The organism is Eubacterium xylanophilum ATCC 35991 (genome assembly GCF_000518685.1).
Lineage (GTDB): Bacteria > Bacillota > Clostridia > Lachnospirales > Lachnospiraceae > Eubacterium_F > Eubacterium_F xylanophilum.
Genome location: NZ_KI912474.1, coordinates 14,318 through 32,773, shown reverse-complemented (window position 1 = coordinate 32,773; position 18,456 = coordinate 14,318). Strand labels below are relative to the sequence as shown.

Below are 18,456 nucleotides of genomic sequence, written 5' to 3'. Positions count from 1 at the left end.
GAATTCACCTATTTCTCATATTTACAAAGTTTGTTTCTCTCTGCCAAGCAAGCCTTTGTCAACATACAGAAATTTTCAACAGACTTTATATCTCCATCTTCGAGGCTTTCCTGAATATTATCCATTAACGAAATCAATTTCGTTTCTATCTCTTTCGTGGCCTCAGACGTAACCGGATCACTGTATTTTAATTCATCCGTTAGACTTTGAAGAGCCCTCTTAACATCTTCATCTCTACAAATTGATACAAAGGAAGCTGATTTAGCCTGTAACAATCTCAAGTTGCTTACATCTGATTTATTCTTCATATCCTGACGAGTAATTTCATCTCGCATCACTTCCGATGCGATGCATCCTATCAAGGCAAATGATAATAATAATATATTTATAATAACTGCAATCCACACAGGAATAATCGTTGCAAAACACATTTCAATCAAGCTCATTACAAGTTGCAAAAGCAAAAAAAATGCTCCAACTCTTGCAATTGGGAAGCCATAAAAATAGCTTTTTGGTTCATCCGATTTGCCAAATGAAATCTTAAAAACATATATCTGGTATAAGATTGCCATTATCCCAAAAATATAAGCCACAAAAAAGACAACATCTTTTTGAAAAGGGGGGACAAATGCAAGCACAGTAAACATCATAAATATGATCCCTATGACCGCATAAACTTTTGTTTTAGTATTCCCCATATCTACTCTCCTCTCTTCGCACCACAATTGCTGCAGAAATTCCCTACATTACCCATTTGTCCGCAACTACAATTCCATGAATCCCCAACAATTGAAACATTTTCTCCTTTTTGCATATTAACTCTACCTATATTTTCGTTAGACTCCATTTGTTCTGTCATATTAGTATTATTTGAAGCTCCTATATTACTAAAGCCCTGCATCATATTATTAAACTGTGGCGCCATAGCATTCATTGCTGCCATTCCCATTCCCATATTCATCATTTCTCCCATAATGTTTGAACCACCTGTTCCACCAGCAACCGAATCCGGCCCTATATTTCCAATGGCCTCAGCGTATGCTTTTTGAATTTCAGTCTGCATAACATCTTTCTGATCATAACCTTTTGCATGCATAATTTCGGCTTCAGTCAATCCCTCCATACGTTTTGCCTGTATAGCAGCTTTTGCAGCAATGACTTCACGCTCAGCTTGCATCTTAGTAACCTCCGTTTGTGTTTTCTGCCTTTGCATCTCTGCCTCTCTATACGCCATTTCAATCTCTGCTTTGCTCTGTTCTTCAGCCGTTCTATATGCAGCTTCACTATGCGCCTTTTCCATTTTAACTGTCGCCTCTGCCTGAAACACTTGTGCTTGAAGGCTCACAGTGTGTAAATCACGAATTCTTTTAAAATTCGGATCCTCCTCAGGAAGCACAATGCTCGTTACATAAAACTGCGGAATTGTTAATCCATAATCCTCAAAGCCCGGTAGAATTCTCTTTTTTAATTCTTCTGAAATAACATCAAGATGAGAATCAATTTCCAATAAATCAATTACCTTATCCTTGATTACTTGTGAAAGATTTGTTTTAACAGAACTTGTTATCAATGGTCTAAACGAAGACTGTAACGATTTTGCGAATCCCGCATCTTCTTCCCATGAAATTCCCTGCATAGTCCCAACAAGTTTAATCAGCAACTTTCTAGAATTCTCAACTGTGATATTCATCTCTCCTGATGCACCAATCTCTAATGGAGTCATTGTTAAAGGATCGATAAAACGTACTTTATCTGGAGTTCCCCATTTGATCGCCATTTGAACAGTCTTATTTATAAAATAGATTTCAGAATGAAATGTCCCCTCCGTGTTCGTAGGCAACTGGTATACCTTTTCTAGTAAAGGAAGCTTTTGAGATTCTAAGGTATATCGACCTGGTCCAAACAAATCTAGGGCCTGTCCATCCTTAAAGAGAATTGCTTCCTGTGATTCATGAACAATCAATTGTGAACCATAGTTAAAATCCTCGACTGGATGTTTCCAAATGAAAGTGGAATTATCCCCTTCATATTTGATAATGCTTGCAAGGCCATCCTTTTTAATATTGACCGACATGACTCTCTCTTTCACATCATTGTCAAAGTCACAAACAGGGCAGATATAGTGCCTAGCGCTCTTTGAAACGAGTAATTTCACACCACACTGATAGCAAGAAATCTCTACTGATGTCTGATTATCAGCAATAGTGTTCAATGTATTTTTACACACAGGACATTTTGCTTTTTCACCTTTTGCTTGATCGTAAAGCACCATATTCCCACAATGAGAACATTCTCTTGATGCCATATTATCTGTTCGTATATCAATAACATTACCACATGTACAATTTATTTTTTTCTTAGCAAAAAAACCAGTCTTTGCTTCCACATACTTTCCACAATTAGGACATCCAATTGCAAATTTAGACATCATTCCATCCTCCCTACACAGTTGATTTTATTCATTATTTTTATAGCATTGTACATACTCTTGCCCCTATGGAAAATACTCCTACTAATATTGACTCAATATTTGCATCTAAATCACAAGACCCTTTTTACATCAAAACGCCTGATGTCTGCAAGAATTATGTATCTAGTTCCTTTTTTAGTATAGCTGTTCTGTCAAGAACAGCTATACCTTGATATACTATAGTATATCGCGATTTCATTGAAATTCATATTCTCAAAGAGCAGGAGGCACCGCACAATAACTGTGCGATGCCTCCTGCATCCAACGTAATCGTCAATTTTTTCACTTACCCCTCCATACTCATCTACTGTACATTCACTATACAATAATTGTCTTACGAACGACGTGAGTAAGACCAGCAATATGCGTTTATTGTCTTACGAACGCCGCGAGTAAGACCAGCAGTATGCGTTTCCAACAAAAAGATCCCCGCCGGTATGGTGCGGCGGGGAGAAAGGATATTCAAAATTATTACTGCTACCGTATGGAAGAAAGTGGTGGATAGCAGTAATGTCTTATAAGCTTATTCGTCCTTGCTATATATTTTTTCCAGTGGTTTGTCTACCCAACCAGAAATTATATACATCAGACATCCCGGAAGCAAGAATGCAATTCCCGGTGCAAAATAAATCAAAAATAGACTTATCGTCAACAACATTACTATTCCAAGTGCAATTCTAAAATTACTACTGATAATGATAAATGCAGCGCCCAAGTGTGCAAAGAAACCAGCTTTCGCCCTTGCTATAGACGCATACATTAGGATTCCCACTGTTGTGAGCAAAACTGCTATAATAAGCCACACAAACGGCGGTAGAAAATGTTCCGTCTTGCCAAGCCATGCATTGCTAAGTTCCATGGCCATAACTACTGCATACAGAGCAAATATGATACTAGGCACGATAGATGGCAGAAAATTTTCCTTGAAATGCATAAAGTACAACTTTACTATTCCAGTCTTATCCTTCTTTATATCCTGACTAATTGTCTGGTATAAAGCAGCCGTCGATACTCCTACTGTGAGCAGTGGAATCGATGTAAAAAACCACAAAAATGAACAAATGATAACCTGTGAAGCATTGCTCAAAAAAGAATAGGCTTTACTATCATAAATATTCTTTTCCACCTTGACTCCTCCTTTGTATCTCGCTTATTATTGCTGTTCCTTAAAACTTTTCATCGTCTCGGTATAACTCTTGCCGGTAAACTTTTTAAAACATTTTCCGAAGTATGCCGGATCCGGTATTCCAACCTTTTGGGCTGTGACATACATCGGTTCGTAGTTCTCGGCGCATTTCATCGCTTTTTCCATTCTGCAAGACATTATATAGTCCGACAAATTGGTTCCGGCATCTTCCTTGAAAACTCGGCTTAGATAACTTGGATTATATCCAAATGTACTAGCCACCGAAGTTAGATTCAATGCAGGATTTTCAGAATTATCTCTGATAAATTCCTGCACTTTATCAATATCTATCTTCTGTCTTTGTTGCTTTAGTACTCTCGGATCATACCCCGAATCGTAATCATCTGGCGTATACTCCGACTCCTCCGGTACTATTTCATTAGCATTTATATCCACACCAGCCTCATCATATAACTGGTTGAATTCCTCGGCTATCTTGTAGCATGTATTATATATGTCCGTCCTGGCAATCGGTTTGAGAAGATAATTCGTCACACCGATTTCGACGCACTTTCTCGCGTATTCAAACTCATCATACGCCGTCAAAATCACTATCTTTATGTGCGGATACTGCTTTCTAATGATTCCGGCAAGCTCAATACCATCCATAAATGGCATTCTGATATCGATAAACATCAGATGAGGGCTGTATTTATCAATTATATTAATTGCCTCAACTCCACTAGCTGCTTCCGCAACAATATTAAATCCGAGCATTTCCCAATCAATGGATTTTCTCAAAAGTGCTCGAAGTGACTTCTCGTCATCAACTATCATCACTCTATACATGTATCATTCCTCTATTTTCTTACTAGTTGTCTCAAACTCCGCTGATATTGGTAGTTTCAGAAGAACCTCAAAATATTCTCCTTCCACTGAGTTTACCTCAAAAACATCCTCTTTCTTGTAATAATACTTTATCCTATCTATGGTACCCCTAAATCCAAAGCTTCCACTCAGATCACCTTTGACCAAGAGGTCACGCCTTTCTTCAGAAATACCTATTCCTGTATCTTTCACAGATACCAGGAGATTTTCCGCATCCCTGCATGTTTTAATTGTTATTACCCCAGGCTCTCCCTTCGGGCGAATTCCATGGTATATAGAATTCTCAACCAGGGGTTGTAACATCAGTCTTGGAACACGTATATTATCAAGTGTTTCATCTATTATATACTCATCTTCGAGTATTTCACCAAACCTGTTTTTTTGAAGTTTCAGATAGTCTCTGACTATCTGAACTTCTTCCCTCAATGGGATGTCTACGCTTCCTTTGCTAAGGAAATTACGATAAAAGCTTCCCAACGTCTCGAGCAAATCATATACTTGATCTGTTTCTCCCTCAAGCGCCAGGCATCTTATCATATCAAGGGTATTGTAGAGAAAATGCGGTTTCATCTGAGACAATAATGTCTCTAGCTCGACATCCCTGAGGTTTTTTTCTTTTTTTATTAATTCATCTATAAGATGATTAATCTCAATCAACATGGCATTGTAGCTGTTTTTCAGCTGGCCAATCTCGTCATTGCTTATGTCCATACTGACTCTGTGGAGCCATCCATCCTCAATCTCTTGCATGCTCCCAACGAGCTTGTGAATCGGCGTAATCACTTTTCGCGACACATAAGCGTTAATGAGAACGAGGAAAACAATCATAATGAGAATTACCGCTCCAACAACCAGTAACAGCTCTTCCGTCATCCCCTGGACAATCTCAACCTTCGACCTTGACGCCAAGACAAAGTCTCCACTGTCAATTGGGGCAATATTAAGCACGTCCTGTCTAAATATGCTCTTTTCGATCTTGCTCTTCGTCTCTCCCGGCTTAATATTCCGCTCGAACATATCCACATTGTTGGTACTTATCCTATATCCGTCTCCCGAATATATAGCAAAATTACTTGAATCATCATCCAGCCCTTCGTAGCTTGATTCCAGAAAATGACAAGGAATATTGATGGCTAGAATTCCGATTTCTCTCTGGGTGTTAATATCATTTATCACTCTCGAAAAAGTGATCACCCTTCCGATATTAGATGCAAATGCTCCAGAATTATCTGACTTTATCACATATGCACCCTTTTTATCTCTTATATCATCTAACCAGCCCGTGTCGAATATTATATCTGTATCGATATAAGTTATTCCCGGTCCGGTTGAAACATTTTTTCTATCTGTTCTAAATAGTGTTACATTGCACGATACCTCTGCGGCATTCAGCAAATGATGAATATCCCTAATTGTACGTCTATACTGCGCTGCATCCGGCTTCTCAGACTTGAGAAACTTTAGAACTTCATCTCTTAGCAGAAGCATCCTGCTGACAGTATTAATCTGTCCAATTATATTGTCTATATTTCTCGTTATAGCAACTCGATTACTCTTATCTTTTTCTATAGAATTTGTCTCCATCCTCGACTCAAGGATGACATAGAAAAGAGCAAAACAAAACAATATACACGCGCTCATCATCGTGATGAACATTATCTGCAATTTCCTCTTCAAACTCATAGAGGAAACATTCTTTGCTAGCTTGATCACCAAAATCACAACCTTTAATAATATTCTAGCATTAATATTATCATACTGTGCATAAGACTGTAAAGTCACACAGCATAAACAATCACACATACAGTTGCGTACAATGACCATCCATAACATATATTACCAAATTCCCTAACCAAAGTGAACAGAATATTTTTACTTGATAATGTAAAAAAATAGCTGCAAATATAAAGAAAAATTTATATTTGCAGCGGTATGCGTTTCCCAATTTAAAAAGGGATGTCACACAAGTGCGACATCCCCCCATCTTCATTTAATTCTATATATTTGAAAGTTTAGCCTTTAATTGCTCCAGCCATCAAACTTGACTGAATCTTCTTACTGATGAAACAGTAAATGATAAGTGTTGGGAATGTTGCGATTACGAGAGCCGCCCCAATTGGTCCCCACTTTGTTGTATAAGATCCTGACAATGTCTGGATACCTACAGACAGTGTTCTATAATCCGAATCACTGATAAATATTACCGCAAACATCAACTCGTTCCATGCCTGAAGGAATGTAAATATTCCAATTGTTGACAACGCTGGTCTCATAAGAGGGATGATGACCTTAAAGAAGATCCCATAAATACTACATCCGTCAATACAAGCAGCCTCTTCGAGTTCTCGCGGAATATTTTCCATGAAACTCTGACAAATCATAATTGCCATCGCCAATGCAAATGCTGTATATGGAACGATGAGGGCAATATATGAGTTAGTCATTTTTGCCTCGCGGAGTATGAGGAATACAGGAAGTATTGCCGCGTGAATTGGAACTGTAAGTCCCAACATGAAAATCGCGTTTACCGTTTTTCTACCTTTCCAGTTCATACGTGATAATGCGTATGTTGCCATGAGAGATAAAACAATGGTAATAACAATTGTGATGAAGGTAACAATCAAACTGTTGAGAAAATACTGTCCCATATTTCCTGCATCAACCGCTTCTTGGTAGTTCTCAAATAGCCAATCTTTAGGAAGTCCTATGATATTCGCTCCGAATATTTCATCATTACTTTTGAGCGAAAATGTGAGCATCCAATATAATGGGAAGAGGTTGATTAACGCCCATAGGCTCAATAAAATATACATAATTGTATTCTTTAGTGCTCGCATATTAATCCTCCTCCGTCTTAAATACTTTCTTAATTACAATTGCAAAGAAGAAGCACAAGAAAATAATAAACATAGCGATCGAACTTCCAAGTCCGTATCTACTTCTTCCAAATATCTGAGTAATCATCTCTGTACTTGGCACTTCACTGGCATGTGATGGACCTCCATTTGTCAAAACGTAAATAAGGTCGAATGCCTTGAGTGATCCAGTAACTGCGAAAATAACGCACATTCTCAAAACAGGTTTGAGCATTGGGATGATAACTCTCATATTGAGCTGAAAATCTGATGCTCCGTCAATCTTTGCGGCTTCTCTAACATCTCCAGGCAAGCTCTTGATTCCCGCATACATAAGGAGCATATGGTAACCAACGTACTGCCATAACATAGGAATGAAACATGCCATCAGGGCATACTCAGGTTCTCCAAGCCATGTGTGACAATATTTCTCAAGTCCAATTGCTTTGAGGAATACATTTACAATACCATACTCTGGATTGTAGATCTTAGACCACAACTGACCGATAACGGTTGTTGAAAGAAGAACCGGGATGAAATATACTGCTACGAAGAATTTCTCTCCCTTAATTCCCTTAGATAATGTCAATGCCAGAAGAAGTGCCAATGGCAACTGAAGAAATACTGACATTGCCGCAAATAAGAATGAGTTTCCGACAGTCTTCATAAAGTTTATACTGTCGCTTGTAAATAGTTCTTTGTAATTATCAATTCCTACAAACTTCCCGCTTGTAATTCCGTCCCAATCAAGTAAACTATAGTACCCTGACATAAAAATTGGGACGATAATAATTAGGGTAAATAGTATTGCTGCCGGCAAAAGGAAAACCGCAATTGCCGCTTTGTTGCTTCTTACTTTTTCCATGCTAACCTCCGTTACATGTGTTTTTATACATCTTTACAAGGATATCAGCGGGCCCGAATATGATTTGTGTATCGAACCCGCTGAAAATTCTCCTCATGTACTAACACGTTGTTTATGAGAAAAAAATGAAGATTATATATTAATTTGCAACTATTGTTGCACCTTAATAGCTTACTTCTTACTTAACTGCTCATCCATTCCCTGAACAAATGCCTGTGGAGACTTGTCTCCTGAGAAGAGTGCCTGAAGAAGTGTGAGGTACTCACCAGCATCGTCTGAGCTCATAAGAGTATCGAACCACAATGTGTATGATGTAGCATTTGCTGCAAGATCAGCAACCTTCTGTGTAAGCTGTGGAACATCCTTAGCATCGTAGTCAACCTTCCATGCTGGGATTCCTGCTCCGCTGAGGTATGCATACTTAGAAACACTACGTGTGATTTCGAATGCTGCTTTAGCTGCAAGATCTTTGTTCTCTGAGCTCTCTGATACCATAAGTGTATCAGAACCACCGCCCATGAAGTCAGTTACTTTTGCATTCTGATCATTGACTACAGGAATTGGAGCAACTGAGAAGTTCTCAGGCTTCTTAGCATCTGTCATGATAGATCCGCCCATCCAGCTTCCTGTGAAGTACATAGCTACTTTCTCTTTGTAGAACTCAGCACTTGCCTCGTCGTTTGAAAGACCAGTAGCACCCTTGATGAATGCTTTCATATCTACAAGTTCTTTGATACATGTAGCCGCCTTTACGAAGTCAGGATCATTGTATGACTGTCCCTGCTTTGTAAGCGCCTTAGTTACTTTTTCTGTACCTGCTGACTTAAGTGCAAGTCCGTCATGAAGCATTGCAAGTACCCAAGTGTCTTTTACAGATGTTCCGATTGGAGTAATTCCCTTAGAAATGAATGTCTGGCAAGCAGCCTTGAACTCATCCCATGTCTTAGGAACTTCAACACCGTTATCTTTGAAAAGTTTTTCATTGTACCACATAACTGATACAGGTGTACAAGTTACAGAACCGTAAAGTTTTCCGTCATATACGTCATTTGCAAGAGCTGCCTTTGGAATATCTTTCTCATATTCACTGTAGTAGCTATCCAAGCAATGAACCTTTCCTGATTCAACAAATGACTTTGAAAATCCGCCTGCCCATGTAAAGAATACATCTGGCAAATCGTTTGCAGCAACTGCTGCCTTAATCTTTGTCTTATAAGCTTCGTTTTCGAAAGTCTCCATCTCGATCTTTACTCCAGGATGAGCTTTCTCAAAATCCTTGATTGCATCGAGATATGGCTGATGGAACGAATCACTCTCTGTTGCGATTGTCCACATTTTCAATGTTGTTGTTCCCCCATCTTTGCTTCCGCTACCTGAATTTCCGCTTCCGCCGCATCCTGTAAGAACTGTTCCAGCCATCAAGATTGCTGACAAAAGAGCAACTCCTTTTTTCTTAAGTGACATAAATACATCCTCCTTTGTATTTTGATAAGATCATTTTGCCAAATCTGCGTGATTCGACATCTGAAGATATAATACTCTTTATTTTCGAAAAAGTGAACGGAATATTTTGACTTGATTAAAGTAAAAATTTTTCGAAAATTATAAACTTTTGTTTATATTTTCCGCAAAACGCCTGTTTTAGAGGGCTTACAGCTCGTTTTGATGCAGAGAAATAGTTTGCAAAAAAGACAAAAAATGGTTATAATATAAAAAGACACGAAAAATTGCGATTATTGTTGAATAAAGAGAGGGACAAACAATGACGGAAAGAGAGATTAATACTATTGACAAATTGAAAATTGAATATAGTAAGATATTTGGCTCCCAGCCAGATAGCGGATACTTTGCCCCTGGTAGAGTGAATCTCATAGGCGAGCACACAGACTATAATGGTGGACACGTTCTTCCCCTTGCCCTTGATATGGGTACCTATGGTTTGGCATCTGTGCGCACAGATGATATGATTCGTCTTTATTCATGTAATTACCCTGATGACGGCATAGTTAGCATACGTATAAGCGATTTATCCGGAATTTTCCCAGATCGAAGATCTTCTATAAAAGAGCAGGACGACAAGAAAGATCTCCCTAGCTGGACTAACTATCCACTTGGAGTCGTAATGACTTTTATAAAACAGGGCTACTCAATACCAAATGGCTTTGACATGCTCATATATGGCGATATACCTTCAGGTGCCGGATTGTCTTCATCCGCATCTCTGGAAGTTCTCACCGGAACCGCATTAAAGATGCTCTTCGGGCTAACTTACATATCTCCTATTGATATAGCAAGATTTTCACAGCATGCGGAGAATAAGTATTGCGGGATGAATTGTGGAATCATGGATCAGTTCGCATCAGCAATGGGTATTGAAGGACAGGCTATTTTCCTTAACACTAGTACGATGAAGTTCCGTCATATTCCACTTAATCTTTCCAATTATATGTTTATCTTGACCGACAGCAAGGTTAAGCATAAGCTTGTGGACTCCGAGTATAACAATCGTCGCAGTGAGTGCAACAAGGCTCTAGACGAGATGCAGAGAATAGTTGATATCGATAAATTGTGTGACTTGACGCCTGCACAGTTTACTGCATTTTCAACCAACTTGTCTTCTCCAGAACGCAAGAAAAGAGCCTATCATGCCATATCAGAAAACCGAAGAACACTTGACTCTGCAGAAGCATTGGAAAATGGCGATCTAAAGGCATTTGGTCTTATGATGAACGAATCACATATTTCACTGAGAGATTATTATGAAGTCTCATGCGAGGAAGTTGATTTGTTAGTGGAGACAGCTTGGAACACACCGGGAATTCTGGGCAGTCGTATGACCGGAGGCGGATTTGGCGGTTGTACAATCTCGCTAATTGAGAAGGATGCACTTGATGAATTCAAGAAAAATCTCACATCTTCTTATAAAGAAATGTATGAGTTAGAACCTTCATTCTATGAAGTGGTACCATCAAATGGCGCACATAAGCTGTTTTAATTTTTTCACTCTATATGATGAAGGAATATTTTATAAAATTGAGAGGTATTATATAATGAGCAAAATACTTGTAACAGGTGGAGCAGGATACATAGGAAGCCACACTTGCGTTGAGCTTCTAAACAGCGGTCACGATGTAGTAATTATTGATAATTTTTACAATTCAAACCCCGTAGTTCTCGAACGCATCGAGGAGATAACAGGTAAAAAACCAAGCTTTTATGAAGTTGATTTATTGGATAAATCTTCATTAAATTATGTATTTGAAAATGAACAGATAAAAGGAGTAATTCACTTTGCAGGATTAAAAGCTGTTGGCGAATCCGTTGAAAAGCCTATTGAATACTACCATAACAATATAACAGGAACACTGAATTTGGTGGATTGTATGAAGAATCACAATGTAAAAAACATTGTATTTAGTTCATCTTCAACAGTATATGGTGATCCACAATTTGTACCTATTACAGAGGAGCATCCTAAGGGAAGTCCTACCAACCCATACGGGTGGACCAAGTGGATGATAGAGCAGATTCTCACAGATTTAAATGTATCTGATGAGGCATGGAATGTTGTTCTTCTTCGCTATTTCAATCCTATTGGTGCCCATGAAAGTGGGCGTATCGGCGAAGATCCAAAAGGTATTCCTAACAACTTAGTTCCATATATCGCGCAAGTTGCAGTTGGACGACGCGAGAAACTCGGTGTATTTGGCGATGACTATAATACACACGACGGAACCGGAGTGAGGGATTACATCCATGTAGTTGATTTGGCAGATGGACATGTAAAAGCCATCAAGAAATTTGACGAAGAACCGGCAGTAAGAATATATAATCTTGGTACCGGAAATGGCTATTCTGTTCTCGATGTACTTCACGCATTTGAAAAGGCTTGCGGCAAGGAAATTCCTTATGAAATCAAGCCAAGGCGTGCCGGTGACATTGATGAGAATTACGCTGACAGCAGCAAAGCAAAAGAAGAACTTGGATGGGTTGCAACACGAACCATCGATGATATGTGTGCTGACTCATGGAGATGGCAGAGTAATAATCCTAATGGATATAATTAATTTCTTTGGAGTAAAATCAGTAAAGACAAGAAGTGGCCAACTAGCGAGAGACGTTGGCGCGAATGCGCCATGTCTCAAGTCGGTTGGCCACTTCTTGTTTTTAGACTACCTTAATATTTCCATGGGCGAATTGCTATCTTCATATTATCTAGCCATGTTGATCCATCTCGTCTTCGGATATCTAAAGAATTCACCGATACATTATATATGGATTTTACCCTAATATCTGCTTCTATATTAGAAGCTTCTGCCGCAGAACCCATATCACTTATAACATATTGTTTATCACCAGCTTTACCAATATACATAGTAATATGTCCCTTGAACATAAGCAATGCCCCGGGTTCCAAAGAATTAATTGCATTAATTTTTTCATCAGTTTTCATATTCTCGAGAACTATATTGTCCGATGGTATCTCCGCCTGCCAAGTCGTATTTCTTGGCAATTCAAATCCAAAACATCTATAAATAGCTCTTGTATAGCTCGAGCAATCCCATGCATCAAGCATTCCTCCCCAACCGTATCGCTCACCGAGGCACGAGAAAGCAACTTGCAAAATATTTCTCTGGGTGAATGGCAAATAACCAACACTCACGTAATTGTGCATTGGTATTAGCACAATCTGTCGGACCATTTTACCTGATTCATCGCGAGTCGGAACATATGCAACATAATTATACCAGGTGCCAAGCTCATTGATATTCTCAGGCATTTCATCCTTTGGAACCAGTGGAAGAACTGTTCCGAGCATGAGCTCGAGCTTTGAAGTATCCTTTGCGAAGTTTGATGCCGCGAGAGTTATTCTACTGGTTGTCACCACGATATTTTTGTCAGGATCACCGTTCCACATTTGGAGCCACTCATCCCTGTCCTTGCAAATAGCAATATTCTTCTTCTCTGTCCATCCAGTATAAATATTCGACATGACATATACATACTTGTCATCCGCAGTTGTCATCTTCACAATTACAGGTTCGTTAATCATCAACGCCGAATTATTAAATTCATCATCTGCATCCGTGGCAGACCAACCAATACTTCTTGACTCAGGTGCCATCTTGATATCGCACCTTTTTACACAAAGACCATATTGGATCTGTGCATCCTCCCTAGTCTCAGCGTCGATAATATTCTTCTTTAGTGACGCAAGGTACTCGGGGATGTTGTCAATCAGCTCTCCATCCGCATAGATTTTTTCTCTAGTTCCAAGTCGGTCAATTCCCACCTCAGAATCTATACATGCTGCTAGATTTTCCTTGAGTTTTGTCTGGTTAAAATGTTCCGACTGCGAAAGCAAATCAAACATTTTACATTCAGCTTTCGAGGTCATCTTCTGATTCATCTGAGCTATCCCCTGCGCATCTATCAATACTTTATCCGGGTTTTCAATCCGATTTATCCAGTAAGACGCCTTGGTCATATCCCCGGTTACATCTCCTTGATATGTGAGATTTCCCTTGTTATTATCGGGGATTGGAGTTGCAATAGGCGGTATGGTTGGCCTTGCTGGAGTAGGTGTAACAAGGACATATACGATTTTAGTTCGTGGTGTTACCGCAGGGTTGGAAACTTTTATGGTTGAAGAAGCTTTTACTTTTATCTTGCATGAAAGTATTTTCTTGGTCTTTTTATACTTATACTTCGCTATAACCTTGGCATTTCCCGGTTTCTTGCCCGATATCTTTCCCTTTTTATTTACGGAAACTATACTTTTGTTGGATGATTTCCATGATATTTTTGCTTTCTTACTGCCATTTTTTACACTCAATTGAAGTTTCTTGCCAACTGTAATTGTTGCCTTACTTTTGTTTAGTTTAATCTTTGTCGTTTTTGCATCTGCCTGAGTTACATTTTGACCTACATTGCCAAATAAAGTTGTTGCAACTATTGCAGAAATTGACATAATTGATACTAGTTTTTTATTCATATCTTGCTCCCTTCATACATTGTCTTACAAGCTTTGCTTGTAAGACAATTAATATGCGTTTCCTATAAAATGGCATAACCCGCATAACGCCGGCTATGCCATATTTTTCATTTCCAACAAGACTATACCGTCAAATCCATCTCATTCCCGGGTCTCACCAACTCATCCGGAATGTTGTTCCAATCGATCTTAGAAATCTTGTCCAGAAACTCCTCTTCTGAAAATGCTTCTATTCTAGCAGTCTTAACGGTATACTCTACATTTTCATTTTTCTCAGCCATTTTGGCTTCTTTCTCAGCCTTTTCTTCCTTGGCTTCCTTTGCTTTTTCTTCTTTTGCCTTCTTTTCGCGGGCCTTCTTGATGCGCTCGAACTGCTGCTCATTCACCTTTCTCATCTCGGCAAAGAACTTTGATACACCATTGTCATCAACTGTAACAGAAATGCTCTCTAGGCTCACTCCCTCGGAATTAAAGCCGTCTTCGCCTGCTCCGAACATTTCATTGATTTTCTTAGACATTCTCACAGCTGTTTCCATGGCATTGAGCTTGTCCTTGGCATACCCTTCATCCTTAGCCATCTTTTCTAATTCTTCCGCGGAAAAGTACACTGAGAACTCCTTGGTAGGCTGACTATTATCCTTATCCTCTTGAACAAAGATGTCATAATCAGCATACTTCTTCTTCAAGTTACTCAGGTATTCACTCGCCTCTTTGGAGAGCAGGCCACCTGTCACCTTGTCTTTGTCTGTAGCTTTCTCAACAGACTTTGCATCCTTAGCCTTGTCTGGCTTTTTTATGTTGCTCTCGTAGTAGTTTGATGCATTCGATACGATTCCATTTGTCGATATCATAGGCATCGCTCCTTTCATCCTTGAATTCTCCGATGGGCACTGACCCATTGGACCTTTAGCGCATCCATGCGCTATTATCACGTATCTAAGATATATATCGACAAATGTTAGAAAAAGTTTATAAATGTTCCGAAATAAAACAAGTCAAATGATTCTAAGAAAAAAGTAATAATATTGATAGCTAATGCCGATATGATATGTGAAGCTGATTGTTATTCACTGACTTTGTAAAGGAGATTTGCATGATTATTTCACATAATATTTTAGCTATGAATGCTGAAATCAGTCTTAAAAAAAACACAAATCAAAAAGCTAAGTCTTCAGAGAAACTCTCCTCCGGTTACCGAATTAACCGGTCTTCTGATGATGCCGCAGGACTTGCAATCTCTGAAAAAATGCGTTCACAGATTCGTGGATTAAAAAGAGCTTCTAACAACGTTCAAGATGGAATCAGTTATATTAGGGTAGCCGATGGTGCTCTCAACGAAGTTAGCAATATGCTTCAGCGCATGCGTGAGCTTGCTGTTCAAAGCGCCAATGGTGTTTACTCAGATGATGATCGTCAAAAAATCCAAACAGAAGTTGATCAAATCAAAAATGAGATAGATCGAGTATTCACTACAACAGAATTTAACACCAAGAAAATATGGGATCCGGACAATGTCATCGGAGAACCTGTATTAATTGGACACCACACAGAATCTGTTGTAAACTTCCACAACAATACGGTAATCACAAACATTACCAATTCTAACAAAACTGCTATTCCAAAAACAAATTTTGATCTAAATGCTAATACTTCAGGTATAACTGTTTCATGGGATGCTTACAACGGAAACCACTATACTTCCTCTACTGTCCCATGGCCATCAACCGGTATTACTTCTTCCAATAATTTTAATCTCAAAGATTACCTTGACACTTCAGCTCACCCGGAACTAGAGGGAATCGACGCAAACTTCTCCTATTCCGTTAATTCTCAAGCTGAGGACGATGATGTAATCTCTGCTCTCAACAGCGCTTCATTCCCTTATAGCGTTTCAAGCACTGAAAAAATCGAGTTATATGGAGCTGATGGAGCTGTTCTTAACAACGGAATATTTTCAAGCGTTGAGATAGATTATACTTCTGAGTTATCTCTAGGTAAAGATTTTAATGCAAGTGATACTAGTTTTATAGTTGGTTCTGCCAACAATATTAGCGCCCCAACCAACGATTCAGAAAAATGGTCCTTCAGTTTTAATATCATAAAAGACGGAGTTAATACTGTCGCGACTGCCACCTCCAAACAAGTACGCTGGAAAAGTTCTGACATGTCTCCCGCTTCAAAGAACGTATGGTGGAGCTCTCAGGATATAATAGATTCACATGGCAATCATTATACAAATATTTCTCAAAAAGAATATCAGCTTTCTGATGGAAACTTATCTGATTTAAAATACACAATGGAAAATACCTCAGGAGTGAATCTCCTAAATGACACACATGGTGCAGGAGGTATGGTTCAGATAGATTTTGACATATCAATATCAGGGAATAATGTGGGGAATATAACTCTTTATACAAATGTATCTTCCGACTCCGATATGAATGATATTTTAGATCGATTTGCCGAAATCAAAGGTGCTGACATATATAGCAATGCATCACAAAACACCGATGGTAGCAATAATTACACCAAATCTTCTTCTTATGCTTATAATAATTATGGAAATTTCGGAAGAATAACCATCGATGATTATGATTCCAGCGGACACATCGATTTGGTAATTCAATCTGGTCCAAATCACGATAACCAGACCACATTAACATATAATTATCTTAGTTTAAATAATATTGGAATCAGCAATCTCTCGCTATGGACAGCGGATTCTTCTCGCAATTCCATTAAAACTATCGATGATGCAATTGGCAAGATTTCAAGCGAGCGAGCTGTCTTGGGTGCTTATGAGAATCGTCTGGAATTTACATATAACAATAATAACAGCGCAGCAGAAAACATGCAGGCTGCTGAAGCATCCCTTAGAGATACAGATATAGCTGAAGAAATGATGAATTTTGCCAAATATAGTATTCTAGAACAGGCTGGTACTTCAATGCTAAGTCATGCTAATCAATTACCCCAAAGTGCGCTCTCACTGTTACAATAAGTCCACGGATATACTCATCTGTTGCAGTTCCGGCAAATATTCCGGCAACTCCAACTCCCATGGCAACGCCGACAACATATCCGGTAGTTAAGCCCAGTCCCCAATTACACCAAATACCTGCAATAAGTGGAAACACATATGCACCCGCAGCTTTCAAACTGCTGACAAAAGTCATATTAAGACATCGTCCCATCATATGCCGAGATCACCCCGACAGTTCACAGTCTTTAAACATATAACAAGCATAGAAAAACTCCCCTATCACTGCAAAAAACAGAATCATAAAGGCAAACAGGAATTCCTTTCTGGTTGTAATTATCTTTATTTCGCGTAGCATCGTTTACCTCCGTGTTACAGGGAAATCGCACCTTCATCTAAAAACATTTATGTACCTACATCATAGCATAAAAAACGCCTTGTGCGCCAATCGACGAATTCAACCCCTATCGCGTAGATGGCCGGGGACACCCCCGACCATCTCGAAACGCAAAATTCACTTAACCCTCACGAGAATCAAAACTTGAACTCCTTTATTTTTAAAGTCTTGCCACTCGCATAATCGTCTGCTGAACTATCCTTATTAATAACAATTTGTTTGTTTCCAACGGAAATAGACGCTACAAGTTTATCATTTTGATCATACAAAGAAAACATATAACATAAACTTCCCGCTGCAGCCCTTTTTGATGGATAATATCGATAAAATTTGCATTGATTGATTCGATCTTGGAATACCTGAATATCGTTCCCAACAAACTCTTTCGTCTTTCCATTTGACAAATTTCGAACAACCATCCGTGATGCCATTTTATAATCCGCTTTATAATACGAATTGCTCACTTTGACAATAAAAACTCTTTCTTTATTCTTTATCTTAGCAACAACACGCGCAGTACCTTTCTTTTTAGCTTTTATTTGTCCTTTCCTTGAAACAGAAACGATTTGTGGATTTCTACTTTTCCATTTCACCTTCACATTTTTAAAGGCATGAAGTTTCTTTGTTTTTCCAACCTTAATTACCACTTTTTTATCTCTTGCCAATGCAACATCCGTTTTTAAAAAAGTAAAACTCATTACCAATACAAGTACAAATAAAACATTATACATCTTAGTTTTTCTATTTATTATTTGGCTCAACATATCTATTCCCCCTTAATTATTTCTTCAACTTTACTGTAACCATTTGTCTGTACGTAAAAAAACGCCACCATAAGATGGCGTTCATATTCGCTTCCCGTTAACTTGTGGCATATGAT

At 38.7% G+C, this 18,456-nt stretch carries 15 protein-coding genes; 3 read left to right on the top strand and 12 right to left on the bottom strand.

What is annotated here, in order from left to right; translation table 11 throughout:
• Positions 1–8 precede the first annotated feature (8 nt).
• The 8 genes from L877_RS0110705 to L877_RS0110670 form a co-directional block, all read right to left on the bottom strand.
• On the bottom strand, positions 9–698 hold the full coding sequence (locus L877_RS0110705) for a hypothetical protein (protein WP_026836069.1): 690 nt from the start codon (positions 696–698) through the stop codon (positions 9–11).
• Positions 699–700: 2 nt separating this feature from the next.
• Complete coding sequence (locus tag L877_RS13700; protein ID WP_084554872.1) at positions 701–2,431, bottom strand: SPFH domain-containing protein; 1,731 nt, start codon at positions 2,429–2,431, stop codon at positions 701–703.
• 562 nt (positions 2,432–2,993) lie between these two features.
• The gene (locus tag L877_RS0110695; protein WP_026836068.1) at positions 2,994–3,596 is read right to left on the bottom strand and encodes a DUF624 domain-containing protein; all 603 of its coding nucleotides are present in this window, start codon (positions 3,594–3,596) and stop codon (positions 2,994–2,996) included.
• Positions 3,597–3,623: 27 nt separating this feature from the next.
• A complete protein-coding gene (locus L877_RS0110690) occupies positions 3,624–4,445 on the bottom strand; it encodes a response regulator transcription factor (RefSeq protein ID WP_026836067.1) in 822 nt (273 codons plus the stop codon).
• Positions 4,446–4,448: 3 nt separating this feature from the next.
• Complete coding sequence (locus L877_RS0110685; protein WP_169729794.1) at positions 4,449–6,167, bottom strand: sensor histidine kinase; 1,719 nt, start codon at positions 6,165–6,167, stop codon at positions 4,449–4,451.
• A 329-nt stretch (positions 6,168–6,496) separates the two neighbouring features.
• Positions 6,497–7,321: a carbohydrate ABC transporter permease gene (locus L877_RS0110680; RefSeq protein ID WP_034785703.1), complete on the bottom strand. Its 825-nt coding sequence runs from the start codon at positions 7,319–7,321 to the stop codon at positions 6,497–6,499.
• 1 nt (position 7,322) lies between these two features.
• The gene (locus L877_RS0110675; protein ID WP_026836064.1) at positions 7,323–8,204 is read right to left on the bottom strand and encodes a carbohydrate ABC transporter permease; all 882 of its coding nucleotides are present in this window, start codon (positions 8,202–8,204) and stop codon (positions 7,323–7,325) included.
• Between the two features lie 171 nt (positions 8,205–8,375).
• The gene (locus tag L877_RS0110670) at positions 8,376–9,668 is read right to left on the bottom strand and encodes an extracellular solute-binding protein (RefSeq protein ID WP_026836063.1); all 1,293 of its coding nucleotides are present in this window, start codon (positions 9,666–9,668) and stop codon (positions 8,376–8,378) included.
• Positions 9,669–9,966: 298 nt separating this feature from the next.
• Here L877_RS0110670 and L877_RS0110665 point away from each other — a divergent pair, with 298 nt between their 5' ends.
• Both L877_RS0110665 and galE read left to right on the top strand, forming a co-directional pair.
• Positions 9,967–11,199, top strand: coding sequence for a galactokinase (locus L877_RS0110665; RefSeq protein WP_034785700.1), 1,233 nt, complete (start codon positions 9,967–9,969; stop codon positions 11,197–11,199).
• Positions 11,200–11,254: 55 nt separating this feature from the next.
• Positions 11,255–12,271 (top strand): UDP-glucose 4-epimerase GalE, encoded by a 1,017-nt coding sequence (gene galE, locus L877_RS0110660; protein WP_034785714.1) that lies wholly within the window; start codon positions 11,255–11,257, stop codon positions 12,269–12,271.
• A gap of 110 nt (positions 12,272–12,381) precedes the next feature.
• On the opposite strand, the gene L877_RS0110655 is transcribed toward galE, so the two are convergent.
• Positions 12,382–14,199, bottom strand: a complete 1,818-nt coding sequence (locus tag L877_RS0110655; RefSeq protein ID WP_026836060.1) for an NlpC/P60 family protein — start codon at positions 14,197–14,199, stop codon at positions 12,382–12,384.
• 122 nt (positions 14,200–14,321) lie between these two features.
• Positions 14,322–15,068, bottom strand: a complete 747-nt coding sequence (locus L877_RS0110650) for a DUF6033 family protein (protein WP_026836059.1) — start codon at positions 15,066–15,068, stop codon at positions 14,322–14,324.
• Between the two features lie 224 nt (positions 15,069–15,292).
• On the opposite strand from L877_RS0110650, the gene L877_RS0110645 reads away from it, so the two are divergent.
• Entirely contained in the window at positions 15,293–17,200 is a 1,908-nt protein-coding gene (locus tag L877_RS0110645) for a flagellin (protein WP_026836058.1), read from the top strand.
• Here the strand turns inward: L877_RS0110645 and L877_RS0110640 are convergent.
• Both L877_RS0110640 and L877_RS0110630 read right to left on the bottom strand, forming a co-directional pair.
• The gene (locus L877_RS0110640; RefSeq protein ID WP_026836057.1) at positions 17,160–17,396 is read right to left on the bottom strand and encodes a hypothetical protein; all 237 of its coding nucleotides are present in this window, start codon (positions 17,394–17,396) and stop codon (positions 17,160–17,162) included. The genes L877_RS0110645 and L877_RS0110640 overlap by 41 nt on opposite strands.
• A 317-nt stretch (positions 17,397–17,713) precedes the next feature.
• On the bottom strand, positions 17,714–18,340 hold the full coding sequence (locus L877_RS0110630) for an Ig-like domain-containing protein (protein WP_026836056.1): 627 nt from the start codon (positions 18,338–18,340) through the stop codon (positions 17,714–17,716).
• Between the last annotated feature and the right edge of the window lie 116 nt (positions 18,341–18,456).